Annotated in this window: 18 protein-coding genes; 15 read left to right on the top strand and 3 right to left on the bottom strand. The window is 53.7% G+C overall.

Features of this window, described 5'->3' with window-relative positions; genetic code table 11:
- Window positions 1-21 precede the first annotated feature (21 nt).
- From GTGU_RS22255 to GTGU_RS22265, 3 genes are all read right to left on the bottom strand, one after another.
- Complete coding sequence (locus tag GTGU_RS22255; RefSeq protein WP_038162837.1) at window positions 22-381, bottom strand: helix-turn-helix domain-containing protein; 360 nt, start codon at window positions 379-381, stop codon at window positions 22-24.
- Between the two features lie 3 nt (window positions 382-384).
- Window positions 385-687: a type II toxin-antitoxin system HigB family toxin gene (locus GTGU_RS22260; RefSeq protein WP_038162841.1), complete on the bottom strand. Its 303-nt coding sequence runs from the start codon at window positions 685-687 to the stop codon at window positions 385-387.
- Window positions 688-772: 85 nt separating this feature from the next.
- Window positions 773-2,350, bottom strand: coding sequence for a TerC family protein (locus GTGU_RS22265; protein ID WP_038163010.1), 1,578 nt, complete (start codon window positions 2,348-2,350; stop codon window positions 773-775).
- 687 nt (window positions 2,351-3,037) lie between these two features.
- Between GTGU_RS22265 and GTGU_RS22270 the strand changes: the two genes are divergently transcribed.
- The 15 genes from GTGU_RS22270 to cpsG all read left to right on the top strand — a co-directional run bounded on the left by GTGU_RS22270 (window position 3,038) and on the right by cpsG (window position 18,697).
- Complete coding sequence (locus tag GTGU_RS22270) at window positions 3,038-4,171, top strand: polysaccharide export protein (RefSeq protein ID WP_038162844.1); 1,134 nt, start codon at window positions 3,038-3,040, stop codon at window positions 4,169-4,171.
- Window positions 4,172-4,176: 5 nt separating this feature from the next.
- Window positions 4,177-4,620: a low molecular weight protein-tyrosine-phosphatase Wzb gene (gene wzb / locus GTGU_RS22275; RefSeq protein ID WP_038163012.1), complete on the top strand. Its 444-nt coding sequence runs from the start codon at window positions 4,177-4,179 to the stop codon at window positions 4,618-4,620.
- Window positions 4,621-4,622: 2 nt separating this feature from the next.
- Window positions 4,623-6,785: a tyrosine-protein kinase Wzc gene (gene wzc, locus GTGU_RS22280; RefSeq protein ID WP_038162847.1), complete on the top strand. Its 2,163-nt coding sequence runs from the start codon at window positions 4,623-4,625 to the stop codon at window positions 6,783-6,785.
- A 75-nt stretch (window positions 6,786-6,860) separates the two neighbouring features.
- A complete protein-coding gene (gene wcaA, locus GTGU_RS22285; protein ID WP_038162850.1) occupies window positions 6,861-7,703 on the top strand; it encodes a colanic acid biosynthesis glycosyltransferase WcaA in 843 nt (280 codons plus the stop codon).
- Window positions 7,703-8,194 carry a colanic acid biosynthesis acetyltransferase WcaB gene (wcaB, locus tag GTGU_RS22290; protein WP_038162853.1) on the top strand — a complete coding sequence of 164 codons (492 nt, stop codon included), beginning with the start codon at window positions 7,703-7,705 and terminating at the stop codon, window positions 8,192-8,194. Before wcaA ends, wcaB begins: the two co-directional genes overlap by 1 nt.
- The gene (wcaC, locus tag GTGU_RS22295) at window positions 8,191-9,408 is read left to right on the top strand and encodes a colanic acid biosynthesis glycosyltransferase WcaC (protein ID WP_038162856.1); all 1,218 of its coding nucleotides are present in this window, start codon (window positions 8,191-8,193) and stop codon (window positions 9,406-9,408) included. Before wcaB ends, wcaC begins: the two co-directional genes overlap by 4 nt.
- A complete protein-coding gene (gene wcaD / locus GTGU_RS22300) occupies window positions 9,383-10,606 on the top strand; it encodes a colanic acid polymerase WcaD (RefSeq protein ID WP_038162858.1) in 1,224 nt (407 codons plus the stop codon). The genes wcaC and wcaD overlap by 26 nt, the downstream gene beginning before the upstream one ends.
- Window positions 10,607-10,619: 13 nt before the next feature.
- A complete protein-coding gene (gene wcaE, locus GTGU_RS22305; protein WP_038162861.1) occupies window positions 10,620-11,366 on the top strand; it encodes a colanic acid biosynthesis glycosyltransferase WcaE in 747 nt (248 codons plus the stop codon).
- 15 nt (window positions 11,367-11,381) lie between these two features.
- Window positions 11,382-11,936: a colanic acid biosynthesis acetyltransferase WcaF gene (gene wcaF, locus GTGU_RS22310; RefSeq protein WP_038162864.1), complete on the top strand. Its 555-nt coding sequence runs from the start codon at window positions 11,382-11,384 to the stop codon at window positions 11,934-11,936.
- Window positions 11,937-11,956: 20 nt separating this feature from the next.
- Window positions 11,957-13,078 carry a GDP-mannose 4,6-dehydratase gene (gene gmd, locus GTGU_RS22315; protein WP_038162867.1) on the top strand — a complete coding sequence of 374 codons (1,122 nt, stop codon included), beginning with the start codon at window positions 11,957-11,959 and terminating at the stop codon, window positions 13,076-13,078.
- Window positions 13,079-13,081: 3 nt separating this feature from the next.
- The gene (gene fcl / locus GTGU_RS22320; protein ID WP_038162870.1) at window positions 13,082-14,047 is read left to right on the top strand and encodes a GDP-L-fucose synthase; all 966 of its coding nucleotides are present in this window, start codon (window positions 13,082-13,084) and stop codon (window positions 14,045-14,047) included.
- A gap of 2 nt (window positions 14,048-14,049) precedes the next feature.
- Window positions 14,050-14,529, top strand: coding sequence for a GDP-mannose mannosyl hydrolase (locus GTGU_RS22325; protein WP_038162871.1), 480 nt, complete (start codon window positions 14,050-14,052; stop codon window positions 14,527-14,529).
- Entirely contained in the window at window positions 14,526-15,749 is a 1,224-nt protein-coding gene (wcaI, locus tag GTGU_RS22330; protein ID WP_038162873.1) for a colanic acid biosynthesis fucosyltransferase WcaI, read from the top strand. Before GTGU_RS22325 ends, wcaI begins: the two co-directional genes overlap by 4 nt.
- A 3-nt stretch (window positions 15,750-15,752) precedes the next feature.
- Window positions 15,753-17,189: a mannose-1-phosphate guanyltransferase gene (gene cpsB / locus GTGU_RS22335; protein WP_038162876.1), complete on the top strand. Its 1,437-nt coding sequence runs from the start codon at window positions 15,753-15,755 to the stop codon at window positions 17,187-17,189.
- 137 nt (window positions 17,190-17,326) lie between these two features.
- Window positions 17,327-18,697, top strand: a complete 1,371-nt coding sequence (gene cpsG, locus GTGU_RS22340) for a colanic acid biosynthesis phosphomannomutase CpsG (protein WP_038162879.1) — start codon at window positions 17,327-17,329, stop codon at window positions 18,695-18,697.
- Window positions 18,698-18,739: the final 42 nt, after the last annotated feature.

An 18,739-nucleotide genomic window follows, 5' to 3' on the forward strand; every position in this document is an offset into this window, starting at 1 on the left:
TATTTACCGGGCACTGAAATATCAGACCCCGACCAGGCTTTCTAAAGGAATACCAAATTGCTTATGAAGGCGGCGAATCATTGGCAGTGTCAGGCTGCGAGTACCGCTAAATATTTCATAAACACGATTTGGCTTCCCGATCGCAGATTCCAGATCTTTAACACTTAACCCTTGCTGATCCATACGGAATTTTATAGCTTCGACAGGGGTTGGTGGCTCGATGGGATAATGTTTTTTTTCATACTCTTCAATGAGTAAACACATTATTTCAAAATAATCCCCTTCTGGCGTATCCAGAGCGGGTTCATTGTCGAACATCGGTTCAACTGCCTGCAGGGCAGCTTCATAATCCTGTTCTGTTCTGATTGGTTTAATGTTCATAATCTACTCCAGTTCAACCATTTCAGCGTCTATAGCGTCATATTGTCTGTGAGTGCCGATAAACTTAACGAACAGCCATCCTCGTTGATAAGCAATTGCTACGATTAATCGGTAGTTATTTCCCTTAATGTTGAATACCACGCGTCTGTTTTTCAAAATAGTGGCGCTGCGGTACTGTTCCTTTATCTCTGCCGGGGTTTTCCAGTCTGCTTTTGTGACTTCATCTACCCAGGCCTTTAGCGGTTGCTCTGCATCGGGATTCTCCGCCCAAAAATCCCTTAATGTCTTAACAGAGATTATTTTCATGGCGCTATGATAGTCCCATTATGGGACTAAGTAAAGAAATAAGTCCCATAATGGGACTGATATTCATACATCATAACAAACCTCATCAAGCCTCGTAATCAGGAGTTTCATCCGGCGGGAAAATCTGCACCCGTTGCACGCGGTGGTTTTCCACCTCCAGCGTTTTCAGCGTAAAGCCATCCACCACCACTTCTTCTCCCGCCTGTGGTACCCGTTGCAGATGCTCCATCAGCAAACCGGCAATGGTGTGGTATTCCCGTTTCTCATCAAGAGGGATGGGGACAAACTGCACTAGATCTTCCAGCGGCATATGGCCGTTTGCAGTCCAGCTACCATCGGCGTTTTTCTGAATATCATGGCGTGCGTCGATCTCTTCTGCCTCGTTAGGCAGATTCCCGGCGATGGTTTCGGTGACGTCGCTGAGGGTGACAATCCCTTCCACTGAACCAAACTCATCCACCACAAAAGCAAAGTGAGTACGGGCATTGCGGAACTGTTCCAGCGCAGGCAACAGCGGCAACGTCTCCGGGAAGACCAGCGGCTGGCGAATCAGTACCCGCAGGTTGAGCGGCTCACCGCGTAGCGATTGCTGTAACAGGTCGATGATATGCACCACGCCCAGCAGATCTTCGTCATCGTCATTGCTGGTGACTACCAGGCGAGTGTGCTGGTTTTTCTCCAGCAGGGCGCGGATCTCCGATTCTGGCGCGTTGAGGTCGATATGCTCAATATCATGGCGCGAGGTCATAATGCTGCTGACGGTGCGCTGGTTGAGATTCAGCACGCGCTCGATCATCAACCGCTCCTGTGGATTGAACAGTTGACTGTCGTTGTGATCGGCAATCAGCAAGGCGGTTTCGGCGTCCAGCTCCGCATCCTCTTTCTGCCCACTTAACAGACGCATGACCGCTTCTGTGGTGCGCGCGCGCAGCGACTGGTTCGCTGACAGGAAACGGCGACGGTTGAAAATCGCCAGCTGGTTCAGGGCTTCGATCATCACCGAGAAACCAATTGCGGCGTACAGATAACCTTTCGGAATGTGGAAGCCGAAGCCGTCAGCAATCAGGCTAAAGCCGATCATCAGCAGGAAGCTGAGACACAGAATGACAATGGTCGGATGGTTATTGACGAAGCGGGTGAGCGGTTTACTGGCCAGCAGCATCAGGCTGATGGCGATAATTACCGCCGCCATCATCACCGCAAGGTGGTCAACCATCCCGACCGCGGTGATGACCGAATCCAGCGAGAACACCGCATCCAGCACCACTATCTGCGTCACTACGGCCCAGAATTTCGCTCCCCGTCGCTGCGTCGGGTTCTCGCTGTCTTTCCCTTCGAGCCTTTCATTTAATTCGACGGTGGCTTTAAATAACAGGAACAGCCCGCCGAACAACATGATCAGATCTCGGGCGCTGAAGCTGAGGTCGCGAATACTGAACAACGGTTTCGTGAGGGTGACGAGCCAGGAGATAGACGCCAGCAACAGCAAACGCATCAGCATCGCCAGAATCAGCCCCGTCACGCGCGCGCGGTCACGCTGCCCGGGCGGAAGCTTTTCAGCAAGGATGGCGATAAACACCAGGTTATCAATACCCAATACCAGCTCGATGACAATCAGCGTCATCAGACCGGCCCAGATTGAGGGATCGGCGATCCATTCCATATACGGATTAATACCTTTCGTAACGTAAAAAAATGACACAAGGAGATCATGGATAAAGCGGAGTTGAAATGCAATCTTTACCTGAGATTTATCTCAATAAACGAATTCCGCCGGTACCAATATAACCTTATTGTTTCAGGTATTTATTATTACCTTTTTGTATCGTTAAGCTGAAATGATCTTAGCGAAAAAGAACACTCGCAATTTGTCAATATAAATAAAATCCTAAAAGTATAAAAATGAGCGATTAATATTAATCTTAAAAACTCCATTTAGGGAGGTTGTTACCTTGCCTGATATTGGCTTAGCTGCAACAATTCTTCCAGCATATCGTGAGTAATAATCTTTTGCCTCTTTCATTAGTGTCGTATGAAAGCCTGAAAATGATTTCACAATATGCCTCAGGAATATTCTCTGGTAAGCCCTGTGAAGCAGGGTTGTATCTATTAATTATCTGATTTAACAGTGGATTGGTAACTGAAAGCCAAGGGCGGTAGCGTGCCTGAAGGCGTGACAACCTGCTTCGATTATTCTGTCAATAGCCTGCGAGTAAATAATGTCTTTTTAGGATAGATACCAATTATATTGCGTTTCGATTAAATGCATTCTGCTTCAACTAAGAATGGAAAAAAGAACGTTATATTTTATTCGCACAGGATAATTTTCTGCCAAAGTGATAAATAATCAATGATGAAATCCAAACTAAAATTGATGCCATTATTGGTGTCGGTAACCTTCATGAGTGGTTGTACTGTCCTTCCCGGCAGCAATATGTCTACCTTCGGTAAAGATGTGATCAAACAGCAAGATGCTGATTTTGACATTGACCGAATGGTGAATGTTTATCCGCTGACCCCGCGACTGATTGACCAATTACGTCCACGGCCGAATGTGGCGCAACCCAATATGTCGCTGGATCAGGAGTTAAACAATTACCAGTATCGGGTAGGGCCGGGCGATGTGCTTAACGTGACGGTCTGGGATCACCCGGAACTCACGACCCCGGCAGGCCAGTACCGCAGCTCAAGCGACACGGGTAACTGGGTACAGCCAGACGGAACGATTTTCTATCCGTATGTCGGCAAAGTGCAGGTGGCCGGGAAAACGCTCGCCGAAATTCGTTCGCAGGTGACGTCGCGTCTGGCGGCCTATATCAACGACCCGCAGGTCGACGTTAACGTCGCCGCGTTCCGCTCGCAGAAAGCCTACGTTTCCGGGCAGGTGAATAAATCCGGGCAACAGGCGATCACTAACGTACCGCTGACCGTACTGGATGCCATCAACGCCGCGGGTGGTCTGACGGAAGACGCCGACTGGCGCAATGTGGTGCTCACTCATAATGGCCGCGAACAGCGCATTTCGCTGCAGGCGCTGATGCAAAACGGCGACCTCAGCCAGAACCGTCTGCTCTATCCGGGCGACATTCTGTTCGTGCCGCGTAATGACGATCTGAAAGTCTTCGTGATGGGTGAAGTGAAGAAACAAAGCACCCTCAAAATGGACTTCAGTGGCATGACCCTGACCGAAGCGCTGGGCCAGGCGGAAGGCATCGACATGACGACGTCCAACGCCAGCGGCATCTTCGTGATCCGTCCGTTGCAGCAGGACAAGAACGGCAAGATTGCTAACGTTTACCAGCTCGATATGTCCGATGCGACATCGCTGGTTATGGCGACCAACTTCGTGTTGCAGCCGTATGACGTGGTGTATGTCACAACCGCACCAGTTGCCCGCTGGAACCGTCTGATCAGCCAATTGCTGCCAACCATCAGTGGCGTTCGCTACATGACGGATACAGCAAAAGACATCCATACGTGGTAATGCGCATGTTTAACAAAATACTGGTCGTTTGTGTGGGGAACATCTGCCGTTCCCCCACCGCGGAACGTCTGCTGAAAGCCTATCACCCCTCGCTGACCGTGGAGTCGGCGGGTCTGGGGGCGTTGGTGGGAAAAGGCGCGGACGACGCCGCCGTGAGTGTTGCCGCTGCCCACAATATCTCGCTTGAGGGGCACCGCGCGCGGCAGATTTCCGGGCGGATGTGCCGGGACTATGACCTGATCCTGGCGATGGAAAAACGGCACATAACGCGCCTGTGCGACATGGCTCCGGAGATGCGCGGCAAAGTCATGCTGTTCGGTCACTGGGATGACGAACGCGAAATCCCCGATCCGTATCGCAAGAGCCGTGACGCCTTCGAAGCGGTTTACTCGTTACTTGATCAGTCTGCCCGACAGTGGGCACAGGCACTCAAAGCTCAGCAGGGATAACAATGACAGAAAAAGTAAAACACGCTGCCCCGCAGGCCTCGGGCAATGATGAAATTGATATCGGACGCCTGATAGGCACGATTATTGAGGCGAAGTGGTGGGTTCTGGGTACGACAGCGCTGTTTGGGCTGGCGGCGGTGGTTTATACACTGTTTGCCACCCCCATCTACAGCGCCGACGCGCTGGTACAGATAGAACAGAACGCCGGTAGTTCGCTGGTGCAGGATATTAACTCAGCACTCAACAGCAAACCGCCCGCCTCGGAAGCGGAAATTCAGCTGATTCGTTCGCGTCTGGTGCTGGGCAAAACGGTCGATGATCTGAACCTTGATATCAGCGTCACCAAGAATACCTTTCCGATCTTCGGCGCAGGCTGGGATCGCCTGATGGGGCGGCAGAACGATACAGTACATGTGGAAACGTTCACGCTGCCTGCGGGCATGAAAGAGCAGGTATTTACGCTGGAAGTTCTGGGGCCAAAACAGTATCTGCTGACCAGTGACGGGGGCTTCAGCGCCCGCGGTGAAGTCGGTCAACCGCTCAGTAAAGCGGGGGTCACGCTGCTGGTAAGCAGCATTAATGCGGAAACCGGCGGTGAATTTACCGTCACCAAATTCTCCACGCTGGGGATGATCAACAATCTGCAAAACAACCTGACTGTCACTGAGACCGGGAAAGATACCGGCGTTCTGAGCCTGAACTTCGTCGGCGAAGACCGTGAGCAGATTCGCACGATCCTGGACAGCATCACCCGCAACTATCTTGAGCAGAACGTCGAGCGTAAGTCAGAAGAAGCCGGGAAAAGTCTCGCGTTCCTCGCCCGACAACTACCGGAAGTCCGAAGCCACCTGGATGTCGCTGAGAACAAACTCAACGCCTACCGTCAGGAAAAAGACTCCGTTGACCTACCGCTGGAAGCGAAATCAGTGCTTGATTCGATGGTAAACATCGACGCGCAACTGAATGAGCTGACCTTTAAAGAGGCGGAGATTTCCAAACTCTACACCAAACGTCACCCTGCTTACCGGACGCTGCTGGAAAAACGCCAGGCGCTGGAAGAAGAGAAGGCCAACCTGAATCAGCGTGTGACGGCGATGCCGAAAACGCAGCAGGAGATTGTGCGGTTGACGCGTGACGTCGAGTCTGGGCAGCAGGTCTATATGCAACTGTTGAATAAACAGCAGGAGCTGAAGATTCAGGAAGCGAGCACCGTGGGCGATGTCCGCATCGTTGACCACGCCATCACCCAGCCTGGTGTGCTGAAGCCGAAAAAGGCGCTGATTATTCTCGGCGGCCTGATCCTGGGCCTGATGTTGTCCATCGTTGGAGTACTGCTGCGCGCCTTGCTCAACCGTGGTATCGAAAGCCCGCAGGCGCTGGAAGAGCAGGGGATCAGCGTTTACGCCAGCATCCCGCTGTCGGAATGGCAGAAGTCGCATGACAGCGTCAAAACCATTCGCGGCGTTAAGCGTTACAAGCAGAGCCAATTGCTGGCGGTGGGTAATCCGACGGATCTGGCGATTGAAGCGATTCGCAGCCTGCGCACCAGCCTGCACTTCGCCATGATGCAGGCGAAAAATAACGTCCTGATGCTGACCGGGGTGAGCCCGTCAATCGGTAAAACCTTTGTCTGCGCCAACCTGGCAGCGGTGATAAGCCAGACCAACAAGCGTGTGCTGCTGATCGACTGCGATATGCGCAAAGGCTATACCCACGAGTTGCTCGGCACCACCAACGTTAACGGCCTGTCGGAAATTCTGGTGGGCAAAGCGGACATCGTCGGCTGCGCCAAAAAGACCGCTATCAACAATTTTGATCTGGTGCCACGAGGCCAGGTGCCGCCGAACCCGTCTGAACTGCTGATGAGTGAGCGCTTCGCAGAACTGGTCAAGTGGGCAAGCAGCAACTATGACCTTGTGCTGATCGATACTCCGCCGATTCTGGCTGTCACCGATGCCGCCGTGGTCGGTCGCCTGGCTGGTACTACGCTGATGGTCGCGCGCTATGCGGTAAACACCCTGAAAGAGGTGGAAACCAGCCTCGGTCGTTTCGAGCAGAACGGCATCGAAGTGCGCGGGGTGATCCTCAACTCCATCTTCCGCCGGGCCACGGGCTATCAGGATTACGGTTACTACGAGTACGAATATAAGTCTGACAACAAATAAGTTTTCCCTTCTCCCTGACCCTCGCCCCTGAGGATGAGGGCAGGGCGAAGGGTCAGATACTTACCGGGGAACATAATGACCAATCATCGTCCGCTTATTTCAATCTATATGCCGACATGGAACCGGCAACAGCTGGCCATTCGCGCGATTAAATCTGTTCTTCGTCAGGATTATCCGCACTGGGAACTGATGATAGTGGATGACTGCTCCGCCTCGTTCGAACAGCTGGCGCAGTTTGTCGCCGAACTGAACGATCCACGCGTGAACTACACCCGTAACGATTTTAACTCAGGCGCCTGCGCGGTGCGCAATCAGGCCATTTTGCAGGCAAAAGGGCAGTACATCACCGGCATCGATGATGATGATGAATGGACGCCAAACCGCCTGTCAGTCTTTCTGGAACACAAGCACCAACTGACGACCCACGCGTTTTTGTATGCCGATGATTATGTTTGCGAGGGCGAAGTCTACTCTCAGCCCGCCAGCCTGCCGCTGTACCCGAAGTCGCCGTATTCCCGCAAGCTGTTTTATAAACGCAATATTATCGGCAACCAGGTCTTTAGCTGGGCGTGGCGCTTCAAAGAGTCGCTTTTCGATACGCAACTGAAAGCCGCACAGGACTATGACATTTTCCTGCGCATGGTGGTGGCGTATGGCGAACCATGGAAAGTAGAAGAGGCAACGCAGATCCTGCACATCAATCACGGCGAAATGCAGATCACCTCATCACCGAAAAAGTTTTCCGGTTACTTCCATTTCTATCGCAAACACAAAGATAAATTCGACCGGGCCAGCAAAAAATATCAGCTGTTTACGCTCTATCAGATCCGCAACAAGCGCATGAAGTGGCGCACGCTGTTGACGCTCTTTTCGCTGCGTAACGGTAAACGTCTGGCTGACGGGCTGCGGGGGAAATAATGCTACTGGAAGATTGCCGCGCAAACAGCTGGAGTTTGCGCCCCTGCTGCATGGTACTGGCCTATCGTGTAGCTCATTTCTGCTCGGTGTGGCGCAAGAAAAATATCATCAACAATATCTGGGCCGCGCCGGTGCTGGTGCTGTACCGCATCATCACCGAGTGCCTTTTTGGTTATGAGATTCAGGCCGCCGCGACAATTGGCCGTCGCTTCACCATTCACCATGGCTATGCCGTGGTCATTAATAAAAATGTGGTGGCGGGCGACGACTTTACCGTGCGCCATGGTGTGACCATTGGCAACCGTGGTGCAGACAGCCTGGCCTGCCCGGTGATCGGCAACAGCGTCGAGTTAGGCGCTAACGTCATCATTCTTGGTGCTATCACTATTGGTAACAACGTCACTGTCGGTGCGGGCAGCGTGGTGCTGGATGACGTGCCGGACAATGCGCTGGTGGTGGGCGAAAAAGCGCGAGTGAAGGTCATTAAATGAATATCTTACAGTTTAACGTGCGTCTCGCCGAGGGCGGGGCGGCGGGCGTGGCGCTGGATTTGCACCAGCGCGCATTGCAAAAGGGACTGCATTCACAGTTTGTCTACGGTTACGGCAAAGGCGGTAAGAAAAGCGTCAGCCATGATAATTATCCGCAGGTAATCAAGCAGACGGCGCGCATCACTTCGATGGCCAATCTGGCGCTGTTCCGCCTGTTCAACCGCGACCTGTTCGGCAACCTCAACAACCTGTATCGCACAGTGACCCGCACCCGCGGGCCGGTAGTCCTTCATTTTCATGTTCTGCACAGCTACTGGCTGAATCTCGACGACGTGGTCAGCTTTTGCCAGAAAGTGAAAGCGCATAAAGATGATGTGACGTTTGTCTGGACATTGCACGATCACTGGAGCGTGACCGGGCGCTGCGCGTTTCTCGATGGCTGTGATGGCTGGAAAAGGGGCTGCCAGAAATGCCCGACGCTGAGCAATTACCCGCCGGTGAAAATCGACCGTGCGCATCAACTGGTCGAAGGTAAGCGCCAGTTGTTTCGCCACATGCTGGCCCTTGGTTGCCAGTTTATTTCACCCAGCCAGCACGTCGCGGACGCCTTTAACAGCCTGTACGGTGAAGGGCGTTGCCGAATCATCAATAACGGCATCGACGTAGCGACCGAAGCGATTCTTGCAGAACTGACGCCGCTGACGACAACGGCAGGCAAACCGAAAATCGCGGTGGTGGCGCATGATCTGCGTTACGACGGCAAAACCAATCAACAACTGGTGCGTGACATCATCGCGCTGGGCGAGACCGTGGAAGTCCACACCTTTGGCAAGTTTTCGCCCTTTGAAGGGAAAAACGTTATCAACCACGGTTTTCTCACCGACAAGCGCCAGTTGATGAATGAACTGAATCAGCTCGATGCCTTGCTGTTCAGCTCCCGCGTGGATAACTACCCGTTAATTCTCTGCGAAGCGTTGTCGATTGGCGTACCGGTGATCGCCACGCACAGTGAGGCGGCACAGGAAGTGTTACAGAAATCGGGCGGCCGGACGTTTGACAATGACGAGGTGTTACAGCTGGTGACGCTGCCGAAAGCGGAACTGGCGCAGGCGGTGTTTGGCGATTCGCTGCAGGCGTTTCGCGACCGCAGCCGCAAGGCTTACAGTGGACAACAGATGCTGGAGGAATATGTCTCGTTCTATCAGAGTCTGTAGCTATCTGCTGCTGCCGTTAATCTATCTGCTGGTTAACGTCAAACTGGCGCAGCTGGGCGAGAGTTTTCCGATTACCATCGTGACCTTTCTGCCCGTGCTGCTGCTGTTGTATGTCGAACGCCTGAATCTGAAAAAACTGATGATTGCGCTGGGCGCTGGTGCCGGACTGACAGCATTCAACTACCTGTTCGGCCAGTCGCTGGATGCCAGCAAATATGTCACCTCGACCATGCTGTTCATCTACATCGTGATCATCATCGGTATGATGTGGAGCATCCGTTTCAAAACGATTTCGCCACATAACTACCGCAAAATTCTGCGTTTCTTTTATCTGGTGGTGGGGCTGGTGGTGATGCTGGCCGCCGCGGAGATGGCGCAGATCATACTCAGCGGCGGCAGTAGTTTAATGGAGTCGATTTCGAAATATCTTATTTACAGTAACAGCTATGTTCTGAACTTTATCAAATTTGGTGGTAAGCGAACCACCGCACTTTATTTCGAACCGGCATTTTTTGCTCTGGCACTAATCTCAATTTGGCTCAGCATCAAACAGTTTGGTATCAAAACCCCAAAGACCGATGCTATGATTCTCGCAGGGATAGTTCTTTCAGGATCGTTTTCAGGAGTGATGACATTTATCCTGTTTTACCTGCTGGAGTGGGCATTCCAGTATCTGAATAAAGAGGCGATTCGTAAGAAATTGCCGCTGGCGATTATCTCATTGGCTGTTTTTTTGCTGGGGGTGATTTTCGCATTCCCGTATATTTCAACACGACTCGGCGATTTGGGCACTGAAGGTTCATCATCTTACTACCGAATTATCGGTCCGTTGGTGATGGTGGGCTATTCCCTGACCCATATTGATGGTGTGGTACGTTTTGGTTCTCTTTACGAATATGTTGCATCATTCGGAATCTTTAACGGTGCTGATGTTGGTAAAACAATAGATAATGGCTTGTATCTGTTAATTATCTATTTTTCCTGGTTCGCGGTATTACTGACAGCATGGTATCTGGTTAAGGTTGCAAAAATGACGATTAACGCCTTTGGTAATAACCAGAATTTTGGCGTGCAGTTGTACCTTTTTACACCAGTGTCACTGTTTTTTACCGGCTCAATATTTAGCCCGGAATATGCGTTTTTAATTGTGTGTCCCTTTATTCTGCGCAAGGCGTTGAATATTGTGCACAAAGTATGAGGTGGAAACGAATATGCTGCTGAGCATTATTACCGTGGCGTTTCGCAATTATGACGGGGTCGTGAAAACGAAAGCGTCACTGGCGCACCTGGCGCGCGAAACCGACCTCGATTTCGAATGGATTGTGGTGGATGGCGGCTCGACCGACGGCACCGCAGAGTATCTGGAAAACCTTAACGGGGAATACAACTTACGCTACGTCAGCGAACGCGACAACGGCCTGTATGATGCCATGAATAAAGGCATCGCCATGGCGCAGGGTAAATTCGCGATTTTCCTCAATTCCGGCGATGTTTTTCATGAAGATATTGGCCATTTCGTTCGCCAGCTGGCAGACAAAAAAGAAGATGCCATGTATATCGGCGATGCGCTGTTAGATTTTGGCGATGGCACGAAAATTCGTCGTGGCGCAAAACCTGGCTGGTATATTTATCACAGCCTGCCGGCCAGCCATCAGGCTATCTTTTTCCCGGTGACGGGACTAAAAAATCACCCCTACGATCTGCAATATCGCGTTTCATCGGATTACGCGCTGGCCGCCCGTATGTATAAATCGGGTTATCCATTTAAGCGTGTTAAAGGTCTGGTTTCCGAATTCTCGATGGGCGGCGTGTCTACCTCGAATAATCTTGAATTATGTCAGGATGCAAAAAACGTGCAGCGCAAAATATTGCGGGTGCCAGGCTTCTGGGCAGAATTGTCTTATTTAATGCGGTTGCGTACCACCGGTAAAACCAAAGCGTTATATAACAAAATATAAATATCGGGAAAACTTATGCAAGAGTTAAGCGGCTTCTCCGTGCCGAAAGGGTTCCGGGGCGGGAATGGTATTAAGGTGCAACTGTGGTGGGCTGTTCAGGCTACTTTATTTGCCTGGTCGCCACAAATACTTTACCGCTGGCGCGCTTTCCTGCTTCGTTTATTTGGCGCAAAAATCGGAAAAAACGTAGTCATTCGGCCGTCGGTAAAAATCACCTATCCATGGAAATTAACCCTTGGTGATTATGCCTGGGTCGGCGATGACGCGGTTTTATATACCCTTGGCGAGATAACGATTGGTGCTAATTCTGTCATCTCGCAGAAATGTTATTTGTGTACCGGCAGTCACGATTATTCCAGCGCGCATTTTGATATTAACGCGACGCCGGTTGTGATTGGCGAAAAATGCTGGCTGGCGACGGATGTGTTTGTCGCGCCGGGCGTGACGATTGGTGATGGCACCGTCGTTGGCGCACGCAGCAGCGTATTTAAATCGCTACCGGCAAATGCGATTTGCCGTGGCAACCCCGCAGTGGTGACGCGCGAACGCGTGGTAACAACTCAACCCTGATAAAACAGAGGAATATAATTATGTCAAAAGTCGCTCTCATCACCGGCGTAACCGGACAGGATGGCTCGTATCTGGCAGAACTGCTGCTGGAAAAAGGGTATGAAGTTCATGGGATTAAACGTCGTGCTTCTTCGTTCAATACCGAACGCGTTGATCACATTTATCAGGATCCGCATACCAGCAACCCGAAATTCCACCTGCATTACGGCGATCTGACGGATACCTCCAACCTGACCCGCATCCTGCAGGAAGTGCAGCCGGACGAAGTGTACAACCTGGGCGCCATGAGCCACGTTGCAGTCTCTTTTGAATCCCCGGAATACACCGCCGATGTGGATGCGATGGGCACGCTGCGTCTGCTGGAGGCTATCCGCTTCCTCGGCCTGGAAAAGAAAACCCGCTTCTATCAGGCTTCCACGTCTGAACTGTACGGTCTGGTGCAGGAAATCCCGCAGAAAGAGACCACGCCGTTCTACCCGCGCTCTCCGTATGCCGTCGCGAAACTGTATGCTTACTGGATCACCGTTAACTATCGCGAATCCTACGGCATGTATGCCTGCAACGGCATTCTATTCAACCACGAATCGCCGCGCCGTGGCGAAACCTTCGTGACCCGCAAAATTACCCGCGCGATTGCCAACATCGCTCAGGGGCTGGAGAAGTGCCTGTACCTCGGCAACATGGATTCTCTGCGTGACTGGGGCCATGCGAAAGACTACGTCAAAATGCAGTGGATGATGCTGCAACAGGATCAACCGGAAGATTTCGTCATTGCCACCGGCGTGCAGTATTCCGTACGTCAGTTCGTGGAAATGGCGGCAGCGCAACTCGGTATCAAACTGCGCTTTGAAGGCACTGGCGTGGACGAAAAAGGCATCGTGGTTTCTGTCACCGGTCACGACGCACCGGGTGTCAAACCGGGTGATGTGATGGTGGCGGTGGATCCGCGTTACTTCCGTCCGGCGGAAGTGGAAACCCTGCTCGGCGACCCGACCAAAGCGCACGAAAAACTGGGCTGGAAACCGGAAACAACCCTGCAGGAAATGGTTTCTGAAATGGTGGCAAAAGATCTGGAAGCGGCGAAGAAACATTCTCTGCTCAAATCCCACGGCTACGAGGTCGCCATCGCGCTGGAGTCCTGATCCATGACCAGAAAACGTATTTTTGTGGCGGGCCACCGGGGAATGGTGGGCTCGGCCATCGCCCGGCAGCTTGAGCAACGCGATGACGTGGAACTGGTTCTGCGCACCCGCGATGAGCTCAACCTGCTCGACAGTAACGCAGTGAATGCGTTCTTTGAAACGGAACGCATTGATCAGGTGTATCTGGCGGCGGCGAAAGTGGGCGGCATTGTCGCCAATAACACCTACCCGGCGGATTTCATCTTCGAGAACATGATGATTGAGAGCAACATCATTCACGCCGCGCATGTGCACAACGCGGATAAGCTGTTGTTCCTCGGCTCCTCCTGCATTTACCCGAAACTGGCGAAACAGCCGATTCCGGAAAGCGAACTGCTGCAGGGCACGCTGGAAGCGACCAACGAGCCTTATGCGATTGCCAAAATCGCCGGGATCAAGCTGTGTGAATCTTACAACCGCCAGTACGGTCGTGATTATCGTTCCGTTATGCCGACCAACCTGTACGGGCCGAACGATAACTTTCACCCGAGCAACTCGCATGTGATCCCGGCGCTGCTGCGCCGCTTCCACGAAGCCACGCAGGAGAATGCGCCGGATGTGGTGGTGTGGGGTAGCGGTACGCCGATGCGTGAGTTCCTCCATGTTGATGACATGGCGGCGGCGAGCATCCACGTAATGGAGCTCGACAGCGAGGTGTGGAAAGAGAATACCCAGCCGATGCTGTCGCACATTAACGTCGGTACCGGCGTTGACTGCACCATTCGCGAATTGGCACAGACCATCGCGACGGTGGTGGGCTACAAAGGCCGCATCGTGTTTGATGCCACGAAACCGGACGGTACGCCACGCAAGCTGCTGGACGTATCGCGGCTGCATCAACTGGGCTGGTATCACGAAATCACCCTTGAGGCAGGGCTGGCCAGTACGTACCAGTGGTTCCTCGAAAACCAGCAGCGTTTCCGGGGGTAACCATGTTTCTTAAGCACGAAGATTTTGCCACCGTGGTGCGTTCAACGCCGCTCATCTCTATAGATTTGATCGTCGAGAACGCGCGTGGACAATTTCTGCTCGGGAAACGCAATAACCGTCCGGCACAGGGCTACTGGTTCGTGCCGGGCGGGCGCGTGCAGAAGGACGAGACGCTCGCTGACGCCTTTGCCCGTCTGACCGGGGCGGAACTGGGCCTGCGCCTGCCGATGTCGGCAGGGGAGTTTTACGGTGTCTGGCAGCACTTCTATGACGACAACTTTTCCGGTACCGATTTCACCACTCACTATGTAGTGCTCGGTTTCCGCCTGAAAGTGGACGCAGACGCGCTGAATTTACCGGTCGAACAGCATAACGACTACCGCTGGCTGACGTCAGCGGAACTGCTGGCCGCCGATAACGTGCACGACAACAGCCGCGCCTACTTCCTCGTTGAGAAGCGCGCAGAGGTGCCGGGACTATGAAGATTCTGGTTTACGGCATTAATTATTCTCCCGAGTTGACCGGCATCGGTAAATACACCGGGGAGATGGTCGACTGGATGGCCCGCCAGGGCCACGAGGTACGGGTGATCACTGCCCCGCCTTACTACCCGGAATGGAAGGTCGGCGAGCGTTATTCCGCCTGGCGTTATCGTCGGGAAGAGGGTGTAGCCACCGTCTGGCGCTGCCCGCTGTATGTGCCGAGACAGCCTTCCACGCTGAAACGATTATTGCATCTCGGCAGTTTTGCCCTCAGCAGCTTTTTCCCGCTGATGGCCCAGCGACGCTGGAAACCGGACCGCATCATTGGCGTGGTGCCGACGCTGTTCTGCACGCCGGGCATGCGCCTGCTGGCGAAACTCTCCGGCGCGCGCACGGTACTGCATATTCAGGATTATGAAGTTGACGCGATGCTCGGCCTCGGCATGGCCGGAAAAGGCAATGGTGGCAAAGTGGCGAAACTGGCCAGCGCGTTTGAACGCAGTGGCCTGCACAACGTCGACAACGTCTCCACGATTTCACGTTCGATGATGAACAAAGCGCAGGAGAAAGGCGTTCCTGCGGAGAAAGTGATTTTCTTCCCCAACTGGTCCGAAGTGGCGCGCTTTCGCGACGTCAGTGCGACGCAGGTGGCGGTATTGCGCGAACAGTTGGGGTTACCCGCCGATCAAAAAATCATTCTTTATTCCGGCAACATCGGGGAAAAACAGGGGCTGGAGAGCGTCATTGATGCGGCTTCGCAACTGCAACACCAGCCATGGCTGTTCGTGATTGTCGGGCAGGGCGGCGGGAAAGCGCGTCTGGAAAAGCTGGCGGCAGAACGCGGCTTAAATAACGTCCGCTTTTTCCCGTTGCAACCGTATGAAGCGCTGCCTGCGCTACTGAAAATGGGCGATTGCCATCTGGTTATCCAGAAACGCGGTGCCGCTGATGCGGTGCTGCCCTCGAAGCTGACGAACATTCTCGCGGTCGGCGGCAATGCGGTGATCACCGCTGAAGCGGAAACTGAACTGGGCCAGTTGTGCAATGCCATTCCCGGGATCGCGGTTTGCGTCGAGCCGGAGTCCGTTCCGGCGCTGGTGACAGGAATTGAAAGCGCACTGGCGCTGCCGAAAGATAACCGGCTGGCGCACGAGTACGCTGAGCGCACGCTCGAAAAAGAGAACGTGCTGAGCCAATTTATTGCTGATATTCGGGGTTAAACAATGAGTCAGTCACAGTTATTTCCCGTCGTGATGGCCGGTGGCTCCGGCAGCCGTTTATGGCCGCTGTCCCGTGTGCTTTATCCCAAACAGTTCCTCTGCCTGAAAGGGGAGCTGACCATGCTTCAGGCGACGATTAATCGTCTCAACGGCGTGGAATGCGAAAGCCCGGTGGTGATCTGCAACGAGCAGCATCGCTTCATCGTGGCCGAGCAGTTGCGTCAGCTCAACAAGCTGACGGAAAACATCATTCTCGAACCGGCAGGGCGCAATACTGCTCCGGCCATTGCGCTGGCAGCGCTGGCGGCTAAACGCAGTTGCCCGGACAACGATCCGCTGATGCTGGTGCTGGCGGCGGATCATGTCATTCAGAATGAAGACGCCTTCCGCGCTGCAGTGCGCGACGCGATGCCCTACGCTGAAAGCGGCAAACTGGTGACCTTCGGTATCGTGCCGGATCTGCCGGAAACCGGCTACGGCTACATTCGCCGTGGCGAAGTCTGCCCGGGCGAAAAAGACGCGGTGGCATTTGAGGTGGCGCAGTTTGTCGAAAAACCGAATCTTGAAACTGCTCAGGCGTACGTTTCCAGCGGCGAATATTACTGGAACAGCGGCATGTTCCTGTTCCGTGCCGGACGCTATCTCGAAGAGCTGAAAAAATACCGCCCGGATATTCTCGAGGCCTGCGAAAACGCGATGAACGTGACGGACCCGGATCTCGACTTTATTCGCGTTAACGAAGCGGCGTTCCTCGCCTGCCCGGAAGAGTCTATCGATTATGCGGTGATGGAACGTACAGCGGACGCGGTGGTTATGCCAATGGACGCAGGCTGGAGCGATGTCGGCTCGTGGTCCTCACTGTGGGAAATCAGCGCCCATACCGCCGAAGGCAATGTGCACCATGGTGATGTGATCAGCCACAAGACCGAAAACAGCTATGTGTATGCGGAATCGGGGCTGGTGACCACTGTCGGGGTGAAAGACCTGGTGGTGGTACAGACCAAAGATGCGGTGCTGATCGCGGATCGCAATGCGGTGCAGGACGTGAAAAAAGTGGTGGAGCAGATCAAAGCCGATGGACGCCATGAGCACCACATTCACCGGGAAGTGTATCGCCCGTGGGGAAAATACGACTCCATTGATTCCGGCGAGCGCTATCAGGTGAAGCGCATTACCGTGAAACCGGGTGAGGGACTCTCATTGCAGATGCATCACCACCGTGCGGAGCACTGGATTGTGGTGGCCGGGACCGCCAAAGTCACTATCAATAATGAAATCAAATTGTTGGGAGAAAACGAGTCGGTCTATATCCCGCTCGGTGCCACCCACTGTCTGGAAAACCCCGGGAAGATCCCACTCGACCTGATTGAAGTCCGCTCCGGCGCGTACCTCGAAGAGGATGACGTCGTGCGATTTGCGGATCGGTACGGACGCGTATAGCACGCATTACCTTGCCCGGTGGCGCTGCGCTTACCGGGCCTACGGACTGGCGCATCGCTATCCGGCGATGAAAATAACTCAATAAAAAATGACCTGCGAGGGTCAGGGCTCACTGTTGCCTGAAAAAGGGTAAAACCATGACAAAATTGACCTGTTTTAAAGCCTACGATATTCGCGGCAAGCTGGGTGAAGAGCTGAATGAAGATATCGCGTGGCGCATTGGCCGCGCGTATGGCGAATACCTGAAACCGAAAACCATCGTCCTCGGCGGCGATGTACGTCTGACCAGCGAAGCGCTGAAGCTGGCGCTGGCGAAAGGTCTGCGCGACGCAGGCGTTGATGTGCTGGATATCGGTCTGTCCGGCACCGAAGAAATTTACTTTGCCACGTTCCACCTCGGCGTGGATGGCGGCATCGAAGTGACCGCCAGCCATAACCCGATGGACTACAACGGCATGAAACTGGTGCGCGAAGGCGCGCGCCCCATCAGCGGCGACACCGGCCTGCGCGACGTACAGCGTCTGGCAGAAGCCAATGATTTCCCGCCCGTAGATGAAAAGAAACGCGGCAGTTACCAGAAGATCGACCTGCGTGATGCCTACATTGACCACCTGCTTGGCTACATCAACACCAAAAACCTGACGCCGCTGAAGCTGGTGATTAACTCCGGCAACGGCGCGGCAGGCCCGGTGATTGACGCCCTCGAAGCCCGCTTCCAGTCCCACAACGTTCCGGTGACCTTCATCAAGGTCCACAACACGCCTGACGGCAATTTCCCTAACGGTATTCCGAACCCGCTGCTGCCGGAGTGTCGCGCCGATACCCGCAACGCGGTGATTGAACATGGCGCAGACATGGGTATCGCCTTTGATGGCGATTTTGACCGCTGTTTCCTGTTCGATGAAAACGGTCAGTTCATTGAAGGCTATTACATTGTCGGCCTGCTGGCAGAAGCGTTTCTCGAGAAAAACCCTGGCGCGAAAATCATCCATGATCCGCGTCTGTCCTGGAACACCGTCGATGTGGTGAGTGCCGCAGGCGGTACACCGGTGATGTCCAAAACCGGCCACGCGTTTATCAAAGAGCGCATGCGTCAGGAAGACGCCATCTACGGCGGCGAAATGAGCGCCCATCACTATTTCCGTGATTTTGCCTACTGCGACAGCGGGATGATCCCGTGGCTGCTGGTGACGGAGCTGTTGTGCCTGAAGGGGCAGTCGCTCGGCGAACTGGTCCGTGACCGCATGGCGGCGTTCCCGGCGAGCGGGGAAATCAACAGCACGCTGGCAGAGCCTGCGGCGGCGATTGCCCGGGTCGAACAGCACTTTGCTCAGGATGCGCTGGAAATTGACCGTACCGACGGCATCAGCGTGGCGTATGCCGACTGGCGTTTCAACCTGCGTTCATCGAACACCGAACCGGTGGTGCGGCTGAACGTGGAATCACGCGGCAATCCGGCGCTGATGGAAGCGCGAACGAAGGACATTCTGGCGCTGTTGAAACAGTAAATCCTTCCCCTCCCGGACGGGAGGGGAATCTCTGAACAGGAA

It is taken from the genome of Trabulsiella guamensis ATCC 49490 (genome assembly GCF_000734965.1).
GTDB lineage: Bacteria > Pseudomonadota > Gammaproteobacteria > Enterobacterales > Enterobacteriaceae > Trabulsiella > Trabulsiella guamensis.